Origin of the sequence: Muriicola sp. SD30 (assembly GCF_041205185.1) — a bacterium.
Classification (GTDB): domain Bacteria; phylum Bacteroidota; class Bacteroidia; order Flavobacteriales; family Flavobacteriaceae; genus Muriicola.
Window position 1 is genome coordinate 1 of the sequence record NZ_JBGEWB010000002.1, and the last position, 21,066, is coordinate 21,066.

Here is a 21,066-nt window from a genome sequence, read left to right on the forward strand (position 1 = left end):
ATTGAAAGAAATAAGACATAACCAAGAACTAAGTGTTTATGCATTTGATAAAGTAATTTTTTATGTGTTACAACGGTTAGTATAAGAAAAGTAGGGCTGGTGGTAAGCGATGACTTTTCCGTTTAAGCACAAGCCAAATCTTTTGCATTTTGTTTTTACCTTATTTTTCTAAAAGCCAAATCAAAAGATTTGGCGACTTCGTAAATACGCCCAAGCCTTTGTTTAAGCACTGTTTGCCCTATTTTTTTTATACATTGTTAGCTGCTGGCTTTTTTCCATTTTTATTCTTTTCATAAATCAAGTGGTAAGGCTTTTTCTTCCACATTTTGTCATTAATTATGCAGAAAACAGCAAACAACCAAATACTAACTACAAAAATCATTTTAGAACTACCGAATGCTTTATCAACATTGTTGAACATAGCATGCAACAAAATCACAGCAAGAATAGAATAAGAGGATTTGTTATACAGCCAAGTGGCTATAAATGTTAATGGTATAGTCCAAATAAAACCAGGAAGTACGTCCACAAATCCTCCATTTGAGTGGTATCCATTGTAATGCAGTGGTAAATGCCAAAACCTCCATAAAACTATGATTATAGTAGAGGTGATTAGTGGATTGTGTTTTTTCTGTAATTCTTTTTGTAAAAATCCTCGCCAACCAAACTCTTCACTTCCTCCATAAAGTAAAATCGCGCTAAAAAATCCAATGAACCAAATAAGTTTAGGATTAATAATGAAGTCAGTAACATTAATACCAACGAAACTGCCAATAAAATAACTTAAAAGACTTAATGTAATAAATGTAAAAATTCCAATTAGATACCACTTCAATTTACTGTTGTTATAGATAAATGAAGTTAGGTAGTTTTCGTTTAGTTTTTTATTTGTTGCATTACTGGCATTAATACTTAAAATTAAAAGTGGTATTGTAAGCATTAAATAGCCCAAAACACTAATTTCATTTAGAGTTGGTATTTTTCCATTAACTTCTCCATTAAGGTCACTCAAGCCTTTGCCGGCAAAATAAATTCGTAAAAACAACAATATGGTAGCAGCTATGAATACAGCCAAAAAAATAGGCTTAGATTTTATTGTGAATTTTTCATCTGAATTTATAACGGTGATAACATAAGCGGCAATTAGAGGTCCACAACTACCAATGAGAATAAAAGCAAATTCTAAGTCCTTTGGTATCGCTATCATAACTGGTAAAAACCAGAAAGAAAAAGTTATAATAAATGTGAGAAGAATAAAACTTATTATTGGCTTAAACTTGAATAGTTCTTTCAAATAAAATATTTTAGTTGGTTATTTTCAGCTTGCAGCTAACAATTGAATATAGCACATTATGCACTATATATCACTTATAGCTAAGATAACAAATCATCAATATCCTTGAAGGAATTTTCTTCTAGGAATTGATCGTCCCGATGAAATCCCCAAATCTTACCCATGACTTTGCGCATGGATCCTGTCCGATTATTTTAGTGTTCCGGCAGATAAGCGTTAAGAAATAATCGGATAGGGCGCATTCTACTATTTGTTAAATACCTGATTACTTGTTTTCATGTTTAGGATGCGAAGAAGACTAAATTGAAAAGCAAGAGGATAACACGCTTCGCGATGTTATTATTATTTAATTATTTGAATATCAAATAATTAAAATATTCGACAATTTAGATTTTTAGTAAATTTTCCTTGAAAAACTCCGGGAGACCTTATAAACAGGGAAAATATTCCGTGAAAAATTAGTAATTATTAAAAATGAACGCTTTTTACACATAAGCATTGCATAGTATTAGTTTCTGTAAGTTTTTGGGACGCTTGCAGCGCGAAATACTATTTCGCTCGCTATCCATTGATTTTATTGCCAAATGTCTCAATAAATGTTAAAGTTTGAGGTGTTTGCAAATTGTTTGCAAATGAAAAAAGCTTCAGAAGTCTGAGACTCGCTGAAGCTTTATGTTTACTGGGCTCCCCCTCTTGGGCTCGAACCAAGGACCCTCTGATTAACAGTCAGATGCTCTAACCAACTGAGCTAAGGAGGAATAAAATCTCTTTTTAGAGGGGCCAAAGATAGCAGTTTCTTTCAAATCCCCCAATAGTAGACCCTAATATTTTTATTTGAATATTGCCTTGTAGATGTCATTCCCATTGGCAAACAATAAGAGGGCAATAAGAAGGAAAAATCCGGTCATCTGGGCATATTCCATAAATTTATCACTTGGCTTCCTTCCGGAGATCATCTCGTAGAGTAAGAACATTACATGTCCGCCATCCAATGCAGGAATCGGAAGGATATTCATAAACGCTAGAATGATAGAGATCAATGCCGTTGTGTTCCAGAACGCCGGCCAGTTCCAGGTATCGGGGAACATGCTCCCGATGGCTGCAAAGCCCCCCACTCCTTTATAAGCCCCGGTTTCGGGATTGAAGATCTTTTTAAGCTGTTTTACATATCCCGTTAAGGTTGTAACTCCTTTATCAATGCCCGCCGGAATCGATTCGGCAAAAGAATATTTCTTTGTTTCCAGCCTTAAATACCCTCTTTTTTCCATTTCGTCATAAGTCAGGCCACCCAAATTAACCCCAATGGTAGCGGTATCACTAATGACAACAGGTATTTGTTCCCTGCGTCCATCCCTTTCAACGGTAAGCACTGTTTCCTGCCCTGTATACTTTTCTAAAATTGATTTTGCCTCATCGAAATAGGTCACCTCGTCATTTCCTACAGCTAAGATCAAGTCGTTTACCTCCAGGCCTGAATCCTTATTGGCGGAAACCTCAGGAATCGCTCCTATAACGAAAGGGCGCCTCGGGCTTAAAAATTGAACCTTATCCTCATCTTCTAACAAAGTGGCAATAAAATCGACAGGGATTTCCATATCAATGATCTGCCCATCCCTCTCTATGGTCATAGAATTTCCATTGACGATTTCTAAAAAAAGACTGTTGAAATTTTCAACTTTATTTCCATCAACCTCTAAAATTTTATCCCCTGTCTGTATGCCTAGCTTATCCCCGATGTTTTCTTCGGTTACCCATACCCCATCCCTAAGGCTATCCATGGGTATATACTGATCCCCATAGGCATATGCCATTCCAATGTAGATAATAACAGCTAGGATAAAATTTACAGTTACCCCACCTAACATTATGATGAGTCGCTGCCAGGATGGCTTACTCCTGAACTCCCAGGGTTTGGGAGGCTCCTGCATCTGCTCCTTGTCCATGCTCTCATCGATCATCCCGGCGATTTTTACATATCCGCCCAGCGGTAACCATCCGATCCCGTAAACGGTTTCCCCGATTTTCTTTTTGAAGAGAGAATATTTTATATCAAAAAAGAGGTAAAATTTCTCCACCCTGGTCTTAAAGAGCTTCGCAGGAATAAAGTGTCCCAACTCATGCAGAACAATCAGCAGGGAAAGGCTCATAAAGAATTGAATAGTCTGTATAACGATCGGATTCATTGAAGAAATCTTATTTTGGTGCACAAAAGTACGCTTTTAGGGGGTCTAAAAAAAAGAAACTCCAACAGCCCGGAAATTTTTAAGAAAGTTTTAGCAGCGCAGGAGTTCATGATAATTGATTGGCAGTTTTCGCTGCAGTACCTTTGTAAAAAACTATAATGCGGCAGTTCTTTAAAAAATTCAGATTTCTGGGCATTGTTTTATTAGGCATTTCTGCGGTTATAGTCTATCTTTTTTACAACGCCCTTCAGCCACAGAAAACGCTGCCGGTGTACCAGCCTGCTGATTTTAACCCCGAACTGGTAGACGACTCGGTTCAATTTGTCAGGAAATACCATACTATTGCCGACTTTTCCCTGGTCAATCAGAATGGAGACACCATCACTCAGGAAAACTACAGGGACAAAATCTATGTGGCAGATTTCTTTTTCACTACCTGCCCAACCATATGCCCAATTATGACAGAAAATATGGTTACCATCCAAAATGAGATTCTCGAAGATGATGAGGTGCTGCTTTTAAGTCATTCGGTAACACCTGTAATCGATTCCGTACCCCAACTTAAAAAATACGCCCTGGAAAAAGGGGTCATTGACAAAAAATGGAACCTGGTTACCGGAGATAAAAAACAAATCTACAACCTCGCGAGGAAGTCGTATCTGGCTGTAAAGTCTGATGGAGACGGAGGGCCCTATGACATGATACATACAGAAAATTTCATCCTGGTAGACAAGGAAAAAAGAATCCGGGGAACTTATGATGGCACAAACCCTGAGGAAATAGAAAAATTGCTTAACGATCTAAACATCCTGAAAGCATCTTACGCAGAATAAAAAAGTTCCGTTAATTCACCCTCCTTATTCTATTTTTTTCCACTATTTTTGTGCTTACTTAAAATCAATCTAAATAAAAATTGGACCATACCGTTGTAGATTTAAAAAGGGGACAACGTGGAATTATCAAGGAATTTGCCGATGATGTCCTTCCTATAAAACTCCTTGAACTGGGCTGCCTTCCGGGCAATGAGATTGAAATGGTTCAGATCGCCCCATTTAAAGACCCTATCTATATCAACGTCAATGGTTCACATATTGCCATCAGGAGGTCTACCGCCCGCCTGATATCCCTCGACATTATTGAAGACGCATAATCCCTCATGAGCAAGAGTATCAACGTTGCACTTATTGGAAATCCAAACACAGGGAAAACCTCCGTGTTTAATCAGCTTACCGGGCTGAAGCAAAAGGTTGGAAATTATCCGGGGATCACAGTAGAAAAAAAAGAAGGGGTTTGCAAACTACCCAGGGGAGTAAAAGCCCACATATTAGATCTCCCGGGTACCTACAGTCTTAATACGACTTCCCTGGATGAAAGTGTAGTTGTTGAATTACTGCTGAACCGTAATGACAAAGACTTCCCTGATGTAGCTGTTGTGATCAGCGATGTGGAAAACCTCAAACGAAACCTGCTCCTCTTTACACAGATCAAGGACCTGAGAATACCTACTATCCTAGTGATCAATATGGCAGACAGAATGTCGAGAAAAGGTATATCTCTCGACGTTTCTTTACTGGAAAAGAAACTGGATACAAAAATTGCCCTGGTAAGTATGCGAAAAAATACCGGGATCGATAAGATCAAGGAATTGATTGCCGATTATAAAAACTTATCGAGCAAACCTAATGTTGATACCACCGTAATTGCCCCGGAGTATTTTGACCGATTAAAAAAGACCTTCCCCAACGAGGATCTCTATAAACTTTGGCTGGTGATCACCCAGGATGTCAACTTTATGCCGATTGAAAAAAAACGCATTCAGGATCGAAGTAACTTCAGCACAAAATCAAAATCCGAGCTAAAGCGACTTCAGCAAAAAGAAACTATCCTGAGGTACCAGTTTATCAATGGGATTTTAAAAGAAGCCTATAAGGTTGACCTGAAGGCGGCCAAGGGATTCAGGGCAACATTAGATAAGATTCTTACACATAAGGTTTACGGCTATCTGATCTTCTTTCTGATCCTTCTTACCATCTTCCAGGCCATTTACGACTGGAGTAGCTATCCTATGGATTTTATTGATGAGCAATTTGCTGCAGGAAGTGAGTGGATTAAGGATACACTACCCCCTGGGGTCTTTACCGATTTGCTTGCGGAAGGTATCCTGGCCGGGATTGGGGGAATCGTGATTTTTATCCCTCAGATCGCATTTTTATTCCTGTTTATAGCTCTCCTGGAGGAATCGGGTTATATGAGCAGGGTGGTTTTTCTAATGGACAGGGTAATGAGGCCCTTCGGACTCAGCGGAAAAAGTGTGGTTCCCCTTATTTCAGGTACTGCTTGTGCAATACCGGCTGTTATGGCCACACGAAATATCGAGAATTGGAAGGAACGCCTGATTACTATACTGGTCACACCTTTTACTACTTGTTCAGCCCGACTTCCGGTTTACCTTATCATAATCGCCCTTGTAATCCCTGAAGGCAGATTTATTGGCCTCAGTTATCAGGCCCTCACCCTCATGCTTTTATACGCCCTTGGATTTATGGCTGCGATATTTTCTGCCATGATTCTGCATAAAGTACTGAAGATAAAAGGTCGGACTTTCTTTGTAATCGAAATGCCCAACTATAAATTGCCGTTGCTAAAAAACGTGGCGATAACGGTGATTGAAAAGACAAAGAGTTTTGTTTACGGTGCCGGGAAAATCATTCTAGCCATCTCCATTGTACTCTGGTTTCTGGGGTCTAATGGAATTTCAGATCGTTTTTCTGAGGCTGACACTCTGGTGCAAAAACGGATCTCTGAAGAGGGTTATACACCCTATAATAAAGCCGCTATGCAACAGAAGATAAAGGCTTATAAAGCTTCTCTGGATTCCCTACCCGCAATAAGTCCCACTCAAATTCAGGATTCCCTCATAGCCCGGCAAAAAGTACTTGAAGAACGAGCGGTTAAGCAGGAAATAGCCAGTTTTAAACTCGAGAATTCGTACATCGGTAATATTGGTAAAGCCATAGAACCCATTGTAAGACCTTTGGGATACGACTGGAAGATCGGCATTGCTGTACTTACTTCTTTTGCAGCAAGAGAAGTGTTTGTAGGAACACTTGCAACCATTTACAGCGTTGGAAATGACGAAGAAGAAACCATCAAAAACAGAATGGCAGCAGAAGTAAATTCTGAGACAGACCAACCTTTGTTCAACCTCGCTTCTGGTATTTCTCTTCTTTTATTTTACGCCTTTGCCATGCAATGCATGAGCACACTGGCGATTGTACAACGGGAGACCAATAGCTGGAAATGGCCCCTGGCACAGCTCGTTTTTATGAGCGTTTTTGCGTATCTTGTAGCGTTACTGGCTTATCAAATATTGAAGTAAAATATGAGTATTCAATCGGTTCTGGTTTACCTGGTACTTTTTATCGCCCTGGCTTATCTGGTGAACAAATTCCTGTTGCCAAAAAAGCTGTGGTCTGGAAAGAAGTCCTCTTCTCCGTGCGGAGAGGATGATTGTGGTTGTCACTGACCTTACACGATGTGCGCGATAAAAGAATAGAAAAGCATTGCCCATCCGGCCAGTAAAAGCAAGCCTCCAAGAGGGGTAACAGGACCCAAAAATTTCCATTTTCTCCCCTTTGCACCTGATAGACAAAGTCCGTAAATACTAAAAGAGAAAAGGAGGGTTCCAAAGATAAAGCAATAGGCCATATAGGTTTCCAAAGGCGTTGTGAATCCGAGATTAAATCCCAGCACTACAAGTATAATAGCGTGGTACATCTGGTATTTCACTCCGGTTTCGAAGCTCTTCAATAATTCTTCCGAAAGGGATTTTTTCAGAACATGGGCCCCGAAAGCTCCGAACAAAACGGCCAAGAATCCAAGCAAGGCACCTGTTACCTGTACCAGTAATATCATATGTATTGTTTTGACCAAATATAATCATTCGTTTCTGATGACATTTGACAAAAAAATAGGTCAGCTCACAGGAATGCCATATCTTCATGGCACTGAATTACGCTGATTTTATGAAACAATTTATCTTATTATTCTGTTTGTGCCTGTTTGCCTTCACTGCTTGCGGACCCGCCAAGAATACCGGGGATTCTGGTATTCCTCTGGAGAAATCATTAGACGATAAAAACAGGGTTACAATATCTTTACTAAACCAAATTAGACGTTTACCCGGGGTTGTTGTAAAAGGGGGCATACCATTCTTTAATAAAGCCAACAACTCTATGCTTCTGGAAGGTTCTCAGGAACCTCTTTATGTCCTTAACGGATATATTGTGGGCACTTCTTTTAAGAGCATTGATCAAATTGTCGACAACGTCAACGTTGCAGAAATAGAAGCCCTATACGGTGCCGATGCTTCTGAATATGGCGCAAGAGGAGCTAATGGGGTTATCAGGATCACTACGAAATAGATCCTAAAATCATATTATTATTCTACGCATTTATTGAGCATTATTCCTATTTGATGATGATCAATTGGGATTGATTAGCTCGTCTTTTTTCTCTACTTTCATAGGATAAATCATATCCAATGAAAACGCTAAATCTGTTACTTTTCTTTCTCATTTCTACAACAATCTCAGCTCAGGGAACACAACTCCTGAGGCAACCCACACTATCAGGATCGGATATTGTTTTTGTGTACGCGAACGATCTGTGGAAAGTTTCTGCCAATGGGGGAAATGCCCAACGGCTGACCAGCAATGAGGGATATGAATTCTCACCACATTTTTCCAATGATGGTTCCTGGATCGCTTTCACTGCAGAATACGATGGCAATAGCGATGTCTATATCATTCCCGTTTCCGGAGGGGAACCAAAAAGGCTTACCTGGCATCCGGGAGCGGATGTTGTTCAGGGCTGGACCCCCGATGGCGAGGTCTTATTCCGATCGGCCAGAGAGGCCAGGCCCACCCAAACCAACAAACTATACAAGGTATCTCCTGATGGTGGATTTCCAACAGCTATTAATATCCCGAGGGCGGCCTACGGGGAAATTTCCCCGGATGGCAAATATGCTGCCTATACACCTATCACTTTCTGGGATCCTGAATGGAGGAATTACCGTGGTGGGCAGGCCATGCCTGTCTGGATAGTGGAACTGGCTACCGGAGAGCTCCAGAGGACACCTCAGCCCACAAAGGAACGTCACCTGGATCCTGTTTGGTTTCAAAACAAGGTTTTCTACCTTTCGGAACGCGATCTGGCCAGCAATATCTGGTCTTATGACCCTTTGACCGGGGATGAAAAACAGCATACTTTCCACAAAAAATTTGACGTAAAAAGCCTGGATGCCGGACCAGGCCGAATCGTCTATGAGCAGGGAGGATATCTTCATTTGCTGAATCCTTCTGACAATTCAACCCAACAATTGATTATCGAGGTTAAAGGAGATATGAACTTTGCCCGCCCCAGATGGGAGGAAGTCAAAGGGAATGATCTCAGTCACGCCAACCTGTCTCCTAGAGGGAAAAGGGCTCTTTTCGAATACCGCGGTGAGATCATCAGTGTTCCAAAGGAGAAGGGCACCTACCGAAATCTCACAAATTCTCCCGGAGTGGCCGACCGTTATCCGGTTTGGTCTCCCAAAGGGGATAAGATCGCCTGGTTCTCAGATGAGAGCGGGGAATATCAATTGATGGTGGCAGATCAGGAGGGAAGTAATGCAAGGAGCTACCCCCTGCCTAATCCTACCTTCTACTTTGAACCCGACTGGTCACCTGACGGGAATTATATCGCCTATTCTGATACGGATTACAATGTTTGGGTCATATCCCTGAATTCGGGCAATGTCCAGAAAGTAGCTACAGACCGATACGCCCACCCGAACCGGACCATGAATCCTTTATGGTCTCCGGATAGTCGCTGGATAGCCTATTCCAAGCAATTGAATAGCCATTTTAAGGCGATTTTTGCCTATGATGTACAGGAGAAAAATGAAATACAGCTCACCGACGGCATGGCAGATGCGATAAGTCCGGTGTGGGATGAAGGAGGGGAATACCTCTATTTTCTGGCAAGCACCAATTACGGCCTGCAATCAGGTTGGTTAGACATGAGTTCATACGATCCGCAAGTGACGCGAAGTCTGTACGCTCTGGTCCTTGCATCAGACGGCAAGGCTCCAAATCTTCCCACATCTGATGAAGAAGAAGTGAGTACTTCCTCTACACCTGCGAAGAAGGACAGCGACAAAAAGAAGGGGAAGGAGGAAGATGCGGAAAAGAAGGTCAATGTAAGGATAGATGCCGAGGGGATCTACTCCCGAATCATCCCACTCAAATTGGAGGATCGAAACTATGTATCCCTTGTTAAAGGCCCTGAACATAGGGTATTCATTGCCGAAAACGTAGCTAATCAACCCAATCTAAAAATTCATACATACGATGTAAAGGAAATGAAGGCGGAGGATTTTGGGACCAATATATCAGACCTCGTCTCGTCCTCAGACAGGAAGAGCGTATTGGTGAAACAAAATGGCTCCTGGTATATTTCGGAATCCAAGGGAACTTTCAACAGCAGTGAGGGCAGGTTGGATACGAACATCAAAGTGCAGGTTGATCCCAGGGCAGAATATCATCAGATCTTCAGGGAAGGCTGGCGTTTTATGCGTGATTTCCTCTACGTGGACAATGTGCACGGTGCTCCCTGGGACCTCATCTACGAATGGTATTCCCCCTGGATAAATAATGTACGTCACCGTACCGATCTTAACTATGTGGTTGATATCATGAGCGGGGAAGTCGCCATTGGCCACTCTTATGTTTCAGGAGGGGACCTCCCTGATATAGACGATGTCCCCGTCGGTTTATTAGGGTGCGATCTGGAAATTTCTGGAGGGCACTATCGTATCTCCAAGATATATTCCGGAGAGTTGTGGAATCCCGGACTGAATGCTCCCTTACACTTGCCCGGTATTGATGTAAAAGTTGGGGATTATATTCTGGCCATAAACGGCAAACCCCTCACATCAGATGTAAATCCATATAGTTTATTAGAACAAACGGCAGGAAGGGAAACCAGTCTGAGCGTTGCTTCGGGTACCGAATTGAAAGATGCAAAAGAGATTCTGATAAAACCTGTCAGCAACGAATATATGTTAAGGACCATGGATTGGATCGAAGGTAATCGCAAAAAAGTTGATGCCTTGTCCGAAGGGAAATTGGCCTATGTTTACGTACCAAATACGGGGGGAAGAGGGTTTGAATATTTTAACCGCTACTATTTCGCCCAGCAAGACAAGAAAGGCGTGATCATTGACGAACGCAATAACGGAGGTGGCTCTGCAGCCGACTATATGATCGATATTATGGACCGTACGCTTGTGGGTTATTTCAATAGTAAGACCAATGACAACAGACCCTGGACAACCCCCATTGCAGGAATTTGGGGGCCTAAGGTGATGATCATTAATGAAAGGGCTGGTTCAGGAGGAGATTTATTGCCCTATATGTTTAAAGTAAAGAATTTAGGACCACTTATCGGTACAAGGACATGGGGAGGCCTGGTAGGGACATGGGATACCCCTAGGTTTATAGATGGCGGCCGTATGGTTGCCCCTCGTGGTGGATTCTATGATGCGAACGGGGAATGGGCCGTTGAAGGTGAAGGAATTGCTCCGGATATTGAAGTCATTCAGGATCCAAAAATGGTGTTGGAAGGACATGACCCACAACTGGAAAAAAGCATTGAAGAAGCATTGAGACTGCTCAAAACTCAGGAATTTAAAATGATGCCAGAGCCGGAAGCTCCGGTGAGGTGGATGCGTCCTCCGGGATATGAGAAGAGCAAAAATTAGGAATTATAAACTGATTTTGACCTCCTGATTTGAGGAAAGCCGGAAGGAACATTCTTTAAAGCTCGGAGGGCCAAAAGTCTTCATCCGGGAGTTAGAAAAACCTACTGGTTCCTTGGGGATTCCCAACCAGTTCGTATCGAGGATGTTGTTTCCATTTTCGTCGTGGAAAACGGCCAGGGCATATTCCCCACTCGGCAGATTGTTGATTTTTATCTGAGTATGACCTGCAGTAGCACGAGTGCTGTCTGAGATGTAAACCCCTTCAAATTTGAGAAATCCATCCGCATGATTGTACACGGCAACATTTATATTTCCATCGGAAGACTGTACCCCCTGTACGTCTATGATTAGTTCGTTTTGCGCCATGCCCAGAAAGGGAAGCAGAACAAATCCGAGTCTCAAAAATTTTACCATAGATTCTTAATTTCTCTATTCTAAACTGATTCTGGTCTGCAAAAGTATTTTAAAACCCAGAATTTTTTTATTCAAAAACAAAAAAGTACACACTTATCCTAAGTACCGAATCTATTCTCAATTTTCCGGTTCCTTTTTTTTAAGGTCTTCGAGCAGATTCTCATAAAAAGATGCTGTTTCAAGAGAGTCTTTAAAATTAAAGTAGATCAAGGGTGATTCTCCCTGTTGCAGCATGATCTTGGGATTCTTTAAGTTATCTACGTACACTCTTATCCCTTCCAGGCCTTGTATTGTATCCCTAAAGATTCCTTTTTCTATGGCCCAGGCAGAAAAGCCGCTCTCTCTTTCCATCTCCGGTATCCTGGAGACCATACTGACTTTTTTGATACTGTCATAGCGTATCTCAGAGTAGTAGAATCCGGAAATAAGGGTAAAACCGCCTTCTTCCTGCCTTATCCAGTTTTTGGAATGTAAGATAAAGGCAGCCAGACATATCACTATGGTAAGAGCGATAACCGTGTTCCAGAGCCAGTGTCTTTTCCGAATAGCCATTTATTCTTCCTCAGAGTTTCGGAATTTATTGAGCCAGGCGAGTGTATGTGCTACCTTAGTGATAAGATTGCTGGGTTTGTTTGCGATGCCATGACTGGCTCCGGGAATTTCGACCAACACCGTCTCAATTTTTCTCAATTTCAGGGCGTGGTACAATTGCTTGGCTTCACTTGGAGGGGTCCGCAAGTCATCCATCCCTACCAGTACCATAGTAGGGGTTTCAACCTGACCTACAAGTGAAAGTGGAGAAAACTTCCAGTATCCTTCAAAATTTTCCCAGGGCTGCCCGGGATAGCGAGAATTTGCGTAGCCAAAATAGTTGTCTGCAACAAGGGTCTTACTGATCCAGTTCATAACCGGCTTGGCTACAACGGCTGCTTCAAATCTGTTGTTTTTACCAATAATCCAGGCGGTCATAATTCCACCTGCACTTCCTCCTGTAACAAATAACTGATCCTCGTGGGCAATTCCTTTAGCGATACAATAATTTACCCCGTCCATAACATCGTCATAATCCTGCCCAGGGTAATTGTTGTATAGCAGATTCCCAAATTCCTCTCCGTAGCTGGTACTTCCCCTGGCATTTGGATAAAAGACTATATATCCGTCTGCAGCGTAAAGTTGGATTTCGGCAGTGAACCTGTCGCCGTAATTTGAAATCGGGCCACCATGATTTTCAACCAGGAAGGGATATTTTTTGCCAGGATCATAAGCGGGAGGGTAAACCACACATCCCTGCAGGTCGCGCTGGTCAAAAGATGATTTGTACCAGATTTCCTCCACCTTGCCCAGTTCTCTAAAATCGAATAAGGGTCCATTGAGGTCTGTTATTTTTGTAGTTGTTCCCTTCTTCGAATCATAAACAGCTAATTCTGCAGGGTATTCAGGTCTGGTCTGGGTAAATGCAATGGTGCCGTTCCCGGAAACACTGAAAGAACCACCCCCATACGGTCTTCCAATAGAGGTTCCACCAACATCTCCCACCAGCTGTTTAAGTGTCCCGTTAGGCGACATATGGCCAATTTTTGTGTTTCCTTTGTCGTCATACATAACGTAAAGTCCATTTCCTTTTGAATCCCATATGTAGTCGTCAATATCCCTGTCGAAGTTTTGGGAAATACTCCTTTTATTTTCCCCATTGAAGTCCATTAGTTGCAACCTACTTACCTGGTATGCCTGTACCTGGTCCTCATAACCTGAAAAGGCTACGGTGTTTCCATCTGGTGATATCGCAGGGCCTCTGTCAGGACCTTGCCTTGTTGTGAGTTGTCTGATCTTTCCATTCTGAACATTTACTGAATAGATTTCGCTGTTTCTGAAATCGTATTCCCAGTTTTCACTCCTGTTTGCAGAGAAAAAGAGTTCATCTCCTCCGGCAGACCAGGAAAGTGTCCCTCGGTGCTGATAATCTCCTTCCGTCAATTGTCTGGGAGAACCGCCGCTTGCAGGAATTACAAATAAGTGATTAAATCCAGGTTCAATGTATCCCCTTCCGTCTGCTTCGTGATAAACCCGGTCTGTGATTCTGGGCGACTCTGCCCATTTGGCCCCTTTTGGCTTCTCCGGCATCTTAGCGAGCACAGGAGGTTTTTTTGGAATGTTCATCGAAAAGGCGAGCTGATCGCCATTTGGTGACCAGCAAAGAGAAGAGGGGCTGGCAGGCAGTTGGGAGATTCGGGCAAATTTACCGGTACTTACCCAATACATATATATTTCGGATCCCTCATCAGTACTACTTACGAAAGCGATCCGGTCTCCATTCGGTGACCACCTCGGACTGGATTCAGACACTTCTCTGGTGGTAAGTTTCTGGTGCCGACTACCATCTTTTCTGATCATCCAAAGGTTCCCCTTCGCGCGATCGGTCATAATATCAAATCCCATTCGCCTGTATACGATCCAGTTTCCATCAGGTGAAATCTGAGGATCGGAGACATACTGCAGATCGAAAACATCGAGATAGTCAAAAGGTTTTTTCTGGGAATAGCCTGTTGTAACATGCAGGCAAATCAAAATGAAAAACAGAATAAAGGCAGATTTCTTCATAAGGGTAGAATTGACCGTTAAACATAATCAATAGGTCCCAGTAAAGCAAGAAGAAGGTTTAGGCTATATAAGGCTGGTTTCGAGTAGTACGAATCCACGACTCTTCCTTTGAAAAAAACTCAAAAACAGTATCTTTAGGGTCGAAGGCAGGTCCAATTTTGACGTTGAGCCTTTAATAATTCCATTAATTTTAATCTCCTACCCAGTTTATGTATACCATAGAAGACCTGACAGAGGCGAAGAAGAGGAAAGACCTTATTGAAATTGCCCTGAAAAAAGGGATGCCAGTCCAGAAAGCGCTTCGAAATCTGACATATGAAGAAGAGTTGCGATTGTTGCAGATCGAAATGGTGAATTTTCAGCAATGGGTAAAGAAAGAGGGGATCAGAGTTGCCATCATTTTTGAAGGTCGGGACGCGGCCGGGAAAGGCGGAGCAATCAAAAGATTTAAACAACATCTCAATCCCAGATCTACGCGTGTTGTCGCCCTATCAAAACCGACTGATGTCGAGCGGGGTCAATGGTATTTTCGAAGATATATCAAGGAACTTCCCAATCCTGGAGAAATCGTACTCTTTGACAGGAGCTGGTATAACAGGGCGGTTGTGGAACCTGTTATGGGATTCTGCAATCAGCAGGAATACAATCAATTTATGGTTCAGGTTCCGGGATTTGAGCACATGTTATATGAGGATGGGGTAAAAATCATCAAATTCTGGTTTTCCATATCCAAAAAAGAACAGAAGAAGAGAATGGAATCACGGTTGCTTAATCCCCTGAAAAAATGGAAATTCAGTCCGGTAGATCAAAAAGGACAGGAACTTTGGGACAAGTATACTTATTACAAAGAGCATATGTTTTCCAAAACACATTCTACCTTCAGTCCCTGGATCATTGTAAAAGCCAATAGTAAGAAAACTGCAAGGCTTGAGAGTATGCGATATGTTTTATCCCAGTTCGATTATTCTTCTGCTCAAAAAACCCAAACCACAATTCTGCCCGATCCCAACGTAGTACAACGTTACTTCAGGCAGATAGAACAAATTGATATTTAAACCATGAGGAAAGGAGCGGAAAGGAAGATTGATCTGAGTGAGGAAGATCTGCAATTACTCAATAGCCCTATGGGGTTGCAATTATTACTAGCAGATAAAAAACCCAATTTTGACAAAGCACTTCGGCTGGTTAAAAATGAATTAAAATTTCATGAACTTCAGGCTGAGGTCATCAAGCTACAAAATTGGGTAATTGAAAAAAACAAGAAGGTTGTGGTTATCTTCGAAGGCCGTGATGCCGCCGGAAAAGGTGGCGCTATCAGAAGAATCACCGAACACATTAATCCCCGTCATTTCAGGATAGTTGCCCTTCCGAAGCCAACAATTGAGGAACAGGGTCAATGGTATTTCCAACGCTATGTAAATCAACTCCCCAAACCAGGTGAAATGGTCTTTTTCGACAGGAGCTGGTACAACCGTGCCGTTGTTGAACCTGTCAACGGATTTTGTACAAAGTCGCAATACCGCAGCTTTATGGATCAGGTAAACAGCTTTGAACACATGATCATGGACTCGGGAATCCACCTTATCAAATTTTACTTTTCCATTACCAAAGAAGAGCAGGCAAGGCGCTTTAAAGAAATCCAATCCAGTCCGTTAAAACGATGGAAACTGACTCCTGTTGACCGGAAAGCACAGGAATTATGGGATACCTATACCGAATTTAAATTAAAGATGTTTGAGCATACCGACCTCAAACAGTCTCCATGGATTGTCATTGAAGCCAACCGTAAAACAGAAGCCAGAATACACGCCCTTGAATATATCATTGACACCATTCCTTACAAAGTTCCCAAAGAGGGAAATGAAGATGATGAAGACTAACGGGAAATTTTGGTATCTTTGAGAAGAGTGTGGTAGCCATGAAATTCTTTTCAATTATATCTGCTTTCCTGATATTATTCCAGAGCTTTAATATTAGCCTGGGAGAACTGGCACAATTAGACGAATTCCTTGAGCACGCCAGCTTCCATAAAGAACAATACGGCGACTCGCTTTTGGTCTTTATCTCAAAACACTACGGAGAACTGAAGGGGGAACATGAAAAGAACCATCAGGAGGAACAAAAGGAACACGAAAACCTGCCTTTTCAGAATCATTCAAGCACACATCATCTCGTAAATGCCTTTGTCCTTGTTACCAACTTCCTTCATAACGAAAAAATAGAGGTAAGCACGGAAAAAGCAGAGAATTTTTATTATCTGCAAAGCGATTCTTCTGGTTTTACTTCGGGGATATTCCAGCCACCCAGACACATCTGATCTTTATTTTTTGCCCGACCTTTCGTACAGGGCCATCTAATTCTTATATCAATTTAAATCAGATCATTAAATGCGTAATGGCATTTAATGCGTTTGTCAATATATCAGCTAATCATGCTATCCTCTATAATTAATTTTAGTATCCGTAACAAGTACCTTATCCTGCTCCTGGTATTGTTAAATATCGGATACGGTTTATTTTCCCTGACACAGATCCCGATAGGCGCTGTCCCCGACGTCACAAATAATCAGGTACAGGTCATCACAACCTCCACCAGTTTGTCTACACGGGAAATGGAAAAGTTTATCACCTACCCTGTAGAACTTGAGATGGTGAACCTCCCCGGGGTAATAGAGATCAGGTCAATATCTAAATTTGGCTTATCTGTGGTGACCATAGTATTTGAAGATGCAATGGGGACCTACTTACCCAGGCAATTGATTGCAGAAAAAATAAAATCAGCTTCGGAAAAAATTCCCAAAGGGTTTGGAAGCCCCGAAATGGGACCTATTTCTACAGGATTAGGTGAGATTTATCAATATACCCTTGAGGTTGAGCCTGCTTTTAAAGGCCGCTACTCCCCTACCGATTTGCGAACTATACAAGACTGGATCGTAAAACGACAGCTCTCCGGAATCCCGGGAGTGGTTGAAGTAAATACCTGGGGTGGGAAACTAAAACAATATGAAATTGCCATCAACACGGGGAAGTTGAATGCCATGGATATTTCTGCAGCTGATGTTTTTGAAGCCTTAGAGAAAAACAACAGCGTTACCGGGGGAGGATATATCGAAAGAGAAAACCAGGCGTACTTTATTAGGGGAGAAGGACTGATAGGTTCACTTGAAGATCTCGAGTCTGTAGTAGTAGATAACAAAGATGGAATCCCTATTCTAATCAAAGATATAGCTGAAGTCGGATTCGGGAATGCGTTGCGTTTTGGGGCTATTACTGGGAATGGAGAAGGAGAAAAAGTTCTCGGACAGGTTATGATGCTGAAAAACGCTAATTCCAAAAAGGTGATAGAAGCGGTTAAAGAGAGGGTTGCCAGTATTTCCGGCTCCCTCCCGGAAGGAGTCTATATCAACGCTTTTCTCGACCGTAGCGAACTGATTAGCAGAACCACCGCAACAGTTACTGAAAATCTGATCTTCGGATGTCTGATCGTAATTTTTGTGGTCGTCCTGCTATTGGGAAATTTCAGGTCCGGGTTGGTTGTTGCATCTATCATTCCCCTCAGTCTGTTATTTGCATTATCCATGATGTATCTGTTTGGCGTTGATGCCAATCTGATGAGTCTTGGAGCCATCGATTTTGGAATCATCATCGACGGCGCAGTCATCATCGTTGAATTCATCGCTTTTCAAATCACTAAAAAACATTCGCAATTCCAGAGTTTACCCAGGGAAGGTCAACAGCATTTAAAAGATGACATCGTGATCGATGGAGCAAGCAGGATGATGAATTCTGCTATTTTCGGTCAATTGATCATTCTTATCGTCTTTATCCCTATCCTTTCTCTAAGCGGCGTGGAAGGTAAGATGTTTAAACCGATGGCACTCACCTTTAGCTTCGCCCTCATTGGGGCCATTATCCTGTGTCTTACTTATGTCCCCATAGTGTCTTCTTTATTTTTAAAGCCCTCAAAGGCAAGTAAAAAAAATATTTCTATCCGACTCATGGATAGCTTGCAGTCCTATTATAACCCGGTTCTCCACTGGGCCCTTCATAAGAAAAAGCTGGTTCTGGGTATTGCAGGCGGACTACTGGTATTGACGGTCTTTCTTTTTTCCAGAATGGGTGCAGAATTTGTGCCCACTTTAGATGAAGGAGATTTTGTGATTCAGCCCATCCTAAAAACCGGGACTTCCCTAAGCGAGACTGTAGAAATCACCACCCGCATAGAAAAGATTTTACTCGAACAATTTTCCGAAGTGAAACAAGTAGTAACACGAATAGGAGCAGCAGAGGTACCCACCGACCCCATGTCAATGGAAGAAAGTGATGTGATCATCATCCTCCATCCTATCCGTACCTGGAAAGTGGCAAAAACCAAAGATGAACTGGCGGAGAAGTTTAAAGAAGCTTTGTCAATCATCCCGGGAATGCAGATCGAATTTACCCAGCCTATTGAAATGCGATTTAATGAATTGATCACCGGGGTAAGGGCAGATATTGCCATTAAAATTTTTGGTGAAGACCTCAACGTTCTCAGCAAAAAAGGAGAAGAGATTAAATCCCTTATCTCTGGCGTTGAAGGCGCAGCCGATATCACTGTAGAAAAGATAGCCGGACTCCCGCAAATGAATGTTGCTTACGACCGTTCGAAAATAGCCCGATTCGGCCTGAATATTGACGATTTGAATAAAATGATCTCCACCGGTTTCTCAGGCAATATCGTGGGTAGTGTATTTGAAGGGGAAAAGAAATTTGATTTGGTAGTTCGTCTCAGGCAGGAGCAAAGAAGTGGGATTGAAGACCTGCGGAATCTATATGTGGATCTTCCCAATGGAGGAAAAATCCCCCTTTCCCAGGTAGCCGATATTTCCTATCAAAAGGAAGCAGCCAAAATCTCAAGAGACAATAGTCAGCGCAGGATTGTCGTGGGGATCAACGTAAGAAACCGCGACCTGCAATCTGTGGTGGATGATGTTCGGGAATTGATCGAAACAAATATATCGCTGCCCGTAGGGTATACCATAAGTTATGGGGGGCAATTTGAGAATTTACAAAGTGCCAAGGCTCGACTATTAGTGGCAGTTCCCATTGCTTTAATCTTAATTTTTATACTGCTCTACTTTACTTTTAGATCTTTCAAAGAAGCCCTGCTAATCTATTCTGCGATTCCACTGGCAGCCATAGGGGGCGTCTTGTTGTTATGGCTCAGGGATATGCCTTTCAGTATTTCAGCAGGAATCGGTTTTATTGCCCTCTTCGGTATTGCCGTACTTAATGGGATCGTCCTGATCGAACATTTTAAAGAATTAAAAAATCAAGATTTCAGGGACATGGAAACACTAATAAAACAAGGAACAAAAGACAGGCTTCGTCCTGTATTGCTTACTGCTTCTGCCGCTGCTCTTGGATTCTTGCCTATGGCCATCTCTACCAATGCGGGGGCTGAAGTTCAAAGACCTCTGGCTACCGTGGTAATTGGCGGACTTATTTCTGCTACCCTGCTCACCCTGGTGGTCCTCCCTGTCTTGTATTCAATTTACAGCAGAGTTGAAGCAAGGGGAAAGAAAAAAGGCAAAGTACCTGCTTCAAAATTCCTGGGGTTAATTTTTGTTTTGATGGCATTCAACGGTCATGGGCAGTCGAGCCCCATGAATTTGGAAAGTTTAATCCCGCTTGCCCTGGAAAACAATGCAGGTCTGCAGGCTTCCTTTCTGCAACTTGAAAAGTCTGAGGCACTCAGGGGCACTGCCTTTAGTTTTGATAAAACCGAGATCTATTATTCTTACGATCAAAACAATATTGCAGAAAATGGCTTCCCTATTGACGTCTTTGGAATCAAACAGGATTTTCAATTTCCTACAGTTTACGGAGCCCAAAGAAAAGTTCAGAACAGGGCCTTTAATCTGGAACAGGATTCCTATGAAATCAGGAAAAAAGAGGTCATCCGGAATCTTACCAGGGCCTATTATGACTATCAGGTAAAAAGGCAAAAGGAAATTATTTACGATCAACTCGATAGCCTGTACAGGGACTTTGACTACGCAGCTAAACGACGTTTTGAATTAGGAGAAACCAATTATCTGGAAAAGGTGACGGCAACAGCCAAACAACGACAGATCATCATCCGGAAGAACAAGGCTGAAGAAGACGTGAGGCAAGCCTATAGAAGTTTGCAACAGACACTTCAAATTCAAGACAGTGTAATAATCCTGGAAGAACCCGAAAAGAAAATTATACTTGCTAATCCCAGGCTGGAAGAACTGCCGGAACTGGCATTCTACCGAGATAAAGCTCAGCTTTTAAAAGCAGAAAATCGATTGGAGCGGCAGAGGCTATTGCCGGATATAGGCCTGACGTATTTTCAGGGTTCAAACGCCACCCTGGATGATAATCTCACCGGGTATCTCATCGGTTTGAAAATACCTGTATTATTTGGTGGACAGGCATCAAAAATAAAAGCTTCAACAATTGAAAAGGAGGCCTTCGCCGCACAGAGCAGGGAATACGAGCTTCAGCTGAGTACCCGGTTAAAAGTATTACAGGGAAATTTTGATCAAAACAAAAAAGCTTTATTGTATTACGAAGAGGAGGGTAAGGCCCTTTCGGAAGAAATTTTGAAAACCGCCTCGAAAAGCTTCAGGAGCGGAGAGATCGATTTTTTCCAATACATACAAAGTATTGAAAATGCTTATGAAATAATGCTTAACTACCTCGATAGCCTAAATGAGTATAATCAGACCATCATCGAGATCAATTATTTAACCCTATAAT

General features: G+C 42.1%; 16 protein-coding genes and 1 tRNA gene. 10 read left to right on the forward strand and 7 right to left on the reverse strand.

The window, feature by feature from the left end:
* Window positions 1–247: 247 nt before the first annotated feature.
* The 3 genes from AB8P51_RS05095 to rseP all read right to left on the reverse strand — a co-directional run bounded on the left by AB8P51_RS05095 (window position 248) and on the right by rseP (window position 3,477).
* Window positions 248–1,294, reverse strand: coding sequence for a CPBP family intramembrane glutamic endopeptidase (locus tag AB8P51_RS05095; RefSeq protein ID WP_369747703.1), 1,047 nt, complete (start codon window positions 1,292–1,294; stop codon window positions 248–250).
* Window positions 1,295–1,978: 684 nt separating this feature from the next.
* A tRNA-Asn gene (locus AB8P51_RS05100) sits at window positions 1,979–2,052 on the reverse strand.
* A 72-nt stretch (window positions 2,053–2,124) separates the two neighbouring features.
* Window positions 2,125–3,477 carry an RIP metalloprotease RseP gene (gene rseP, locus AB8P51_RS05105; protein WP_369747704.1) on the reverse strand — a complete coding sequence of 451 codons (1,353 nt, stop codon included), beginning with the start codon at window positions 3,475–3,477 and terminating at the stop codon, window positions 2,125–2,127.
* Between the two features lie 158 nt (window positions 3,478–3,635).
* Here rseP and AB8P51_RS05110 point away from each other — a divergent pair, with 158 nt between their 5' ends.
* The 4 genes from AB8P51_RS05110 (at window position 3,636) to AB8P51_RS05125 (ending at window position 7,003) form a co-directional block, all read left to right on the forward strand.
* On the forward strand, window positions 3,636–4,310 hold the full coding sequence (locus AB8P51_RS05110; protein WP_369747705.1) for an SCO family protein: 675 nt from the start codon (window positions 3,636–3,638) through the stop codon (window positions 4,308–4,310).
* A gap of 80 nt (window positions 4,311–4,390) precedes the next feature.
* Window positions 4,391–4,627 (forward strand): ferrous iron transport protein A, encoded by a 237-nt coding sequence (locus AB8P51_RS05115; RefSeq protein WP_369747706.1) that lies wholly within the window; start codon window positions 4,391–4,393, stop codon window positions 4,625–4,627.
* A gap of 6 nt (window positions 4,628–4,633) precedes the next feature.
* Window positions 4,634–6,856 (forward strand): ferrous iron transport protein B, encoded by a 2,223-nt coding sequence (gene feoB, locus AB8P51_RS05120; protein WP_369747707.1) that lies wholly within the window; start codon window positions 4,634–4,636, stop codon window positions 6,854–6,856.
* 3 nt (window positions 6,857–6,859) lie between these two features.
* Window positions 6,860–7,003, forward strand: a complete 144-nt coding sequence (locus AB8P51_RS05125; protein ID WP_369747708.1) for a hypothetical protein — start codon at window positions 6,860–6,862, stop codon at window positions 7,001–7,003.
* Between the two features lie 2 nt (window positions 7,004–7,005).
* Here the strand turns inward: AB8P51_RS05125 and AB8P51_RS05130 are convergent, their stop codons facing one another.
* Window positions 7,006–7,392, reverse strand: coding sequence for a DUF423 domain-containing protein (locus AB8P51_RS05130; RefSeq protein WP_369747709.1), 387 nt, complete (start codon window positions 7,390–7,392; stop codon window positions 7,006–7,008).
* A gap of 110 nt (window positions 7,393–7,502) precedes the next feature.
* Between AB8P51_RS05130 and AB8P51_RS05135 the strand changes: the two genes are divergently transcribed.
* A complete protein-coding gene (locus AB8P51_RS05135; protein WP_369747710.1) occupies window positions 7,503–7,901 on the forward strand; it encodes a TonB-dependent receptor in 399 nt (132 codons plus the stop codon).
* Between the two features lie 119 nt (window positions 7,902–8,020).
* On the forward strand, window positions 8,021–11,287 hold the full coding sequence (locus AB8P51_RS05140; protein WP_369747711.1) for a PDZ domain-containing protein: 3,267 nt from the start codon (window positions 8,021–8,023) through the stop codon (window positions 11,285–11,287).
* Window positions 11,288–11,290: 3 nt separating this feature from the next.
* Here AB8P51_RS05140 and AB8P51_RS05145 read toward each other — a convergent pair whose 3' ends face one another.
* The 3 genes from AB8P51_RS05145 to AB8P51_RS05155 all read right to left on the reverse strand — a co-directional run bounded on the left by AB8P51_RS05145 (window position 11,291) and on the right by AB8P51_RS05155 (window position 14,299).
* Entirely contained in the window at window positions 11,291–11,701 is a 411-nt protein-coding gene (locus AB8P51_RS05145; RefSeq protein ID WP_369747712.1) for a DUF2141 domain-containing protein, read from the reverse strand.
* Window positions 11,702–11,818: 117 nt separating this feature from the next.
* The gene (locus tag AB8P51_RS05150; RefSeq protein WP_369747713.1) at window positions 11,819–12,253 is read right to left on the reverse strand and encodes a hypothetical protein; all 435 of its coding nucleotides are present in this window, start codon (window positions 12,251–12,253) and stop codon (window positions 11,819–11,821) included.
* A complete protein-coding gene (locus tag AB8P51_RS05155) occupies window positions 12,254–14,299 on the reverse strand; it encodes a prolyl oligopeptidase family serine peptidase (protein WP_369747714.1) in 2,046 nt (681 codons plus the stop codon).
* A 209-nt stretch (window positions 14,300–14,508) separates the two neighbouring features.
* Here AB8P51_RS05155 and ppk2 (AB8P51_RS05160) point away from each other — a divergent pair, with 209 nt between their 5' ends.
* From ppk2 (AB8P51_RS05160) to AB8P51_RS05175, 4 genes are all read left to right on the forward strand, one after another.
* Window positions 14,509–15,354, forward strand: a complete 846-nt coding sequence (gene ppk2, locus AB8P51_RS05160) for a polyphosphate kinase 2 (RefSeq protein ID WP_369747715.1) — start codon at window positions 14,509–14,511, stop codon at window positions 15,352–15,354.
* A gap of 3 nt (window positions 15,355–15,357) precedes the next feature.
* On the forward strand, window positions 15,358–16,179 hold the full coding sequence (gene ppk2 / locus AB8P51_RS05165; RefSeq protein ID WP_369747716.1) for a polyphosphate kinase 2: 822 nt from the start codon (window positions 15,358–15,360) through the stop codon (window positions 16,177–16,179).
* 38 nt (window positions 16,180–16,217) lie between these two features.
* Window positions 16,218–16,616 (forward strand): hypothetical protein, encoded by a 399-nt coding sequence (locus AB8P51_RS05170; protein ID WP_369747717.1) that lies wholly within the window; start codon window positions 16,218–16,220, stop codon window positions 16,614–16,616.
* A gap of 114 nt (window positions 16,617–16,730) precedes the next feature.
* Window positions 16,731–21,065: a CusA/CzcA family heavy metal efflux RND transporter gene (locus tag AB8P51_RS05175; RefSeq protein ID WP_369747718.1), complete on the forward strand. Its 4,335-nt coding sequence runs from the start codon at window positions 16,731–16,733 to the stop codon at window positions 21,063–21,065.
* Window position 21,066: the final 1 nt, after the last annotated feature.

What these genes read in the sequence shown, in the direction of transcription:
- rseP (WP_369747704.1), bottom strand. Translation starts at nt 3,477, where the DNA reads ATGAATCCGATCGTTATACAGACTATTCAATTCTTTATGAGCCTTTCC.
- AB8P51_RS05110 (WP_369747705.1), top strand. Translation starts at nt 3,636, where the DNA reads ATGCGGCAGTTCTTTAAAAAATTCAGATTTCTGGGCATTGTTTTATTA.
- feoB (WP_369747707.1), top strand. Translation starts at nt 4,634, where the DNA reads ATGAGCAAGAGTATCAACGTTGCACTTATTGGAAATCCAAACACAGGG.
- AB8P51_RS05125 (WP_369747708.1), top strand. Translation starts at nt 6,860, where the DNA reads ATGAGTATTCAATCGGTTCTGGTTTACCTGGTACTTTTTATCGCCCTG.
- AB8P51_RS05130 (WP_369747709.1), bottom strand. Translation starts at nt 7,392, where the DNA reads ATGATATTACTGGTACAGGTAACAGGTGCCTTGCTTGGATTCTTGGCC.
- AB8P51_RS05135 (WP_369747710.1), top strand. Translation starts at nt 7,503, where the DNA reads ATGAAACAATTTATCTTATTATTCTGTTTGTGCCTGTTTGCCTTCACT.
- AB8P51_RS05140 (WP_369747711.1), top strand. Translation starts at nt 8,021, where the DNA reads ATGAAAACGCTAAATCTGTTACTTTTCTTTCTCATTTCTACAACAATC.
- AB8P51_RS05145 (WP_369747712.1), bottom strand. Translation starts at nt 11,701, where the DNA reads ATGGTAAAATTTTTGAGACTCGGATTTGTTCTGCTTCCCTTTCTGGGC.
- AB8P51_RS05150 (WP_369747713.1), bottom strand. Translation starts at nt 12,253, where the DNA reads ATGGCTATTCGGAAAAGACACTGGCTCTGGAACACGGTTATCGCTCTT.
- AB8P51_RS05155 (WP_369747714.1), bottom strand. Translation starts at nt 14,299, where the DNA reads ATGAAGAAATCTGCCTTTATTCTGTTTTTCATTTTGATTTGCCTGCAT.
- ppk2 (WP_369747715.1), top strand. Translation starts at nt 14,509, where the DNA reads ATGTATACCATAGAAGACCTGACAGAGGCGAAGAAGAGGAAAGACCTT.
- ppk2 (WP_369747716.1), top strand. Translation starts at nt 15,358, where the DNA reads ATGAGGAAAGGAGCGGAAAGGAAGATTGATCTGAGTGAGGAAGATCTG.
- AB8P51_RS05170 (WP_369747717.1), top strand. Translation starts at nt 16,218, where the DNA reads ATGAAATTCTTTTCAATTATATCTGCTTTCCTGATATTATTCCAGAGC.
- AB8P51_RS05175 (WP_369747718.1), top strand. Translation starts at nt 16,731, where the DNA reads ATGCTATCCTCTATAATTAATTTTAGTATCCGTAACAAGTACCTTATC.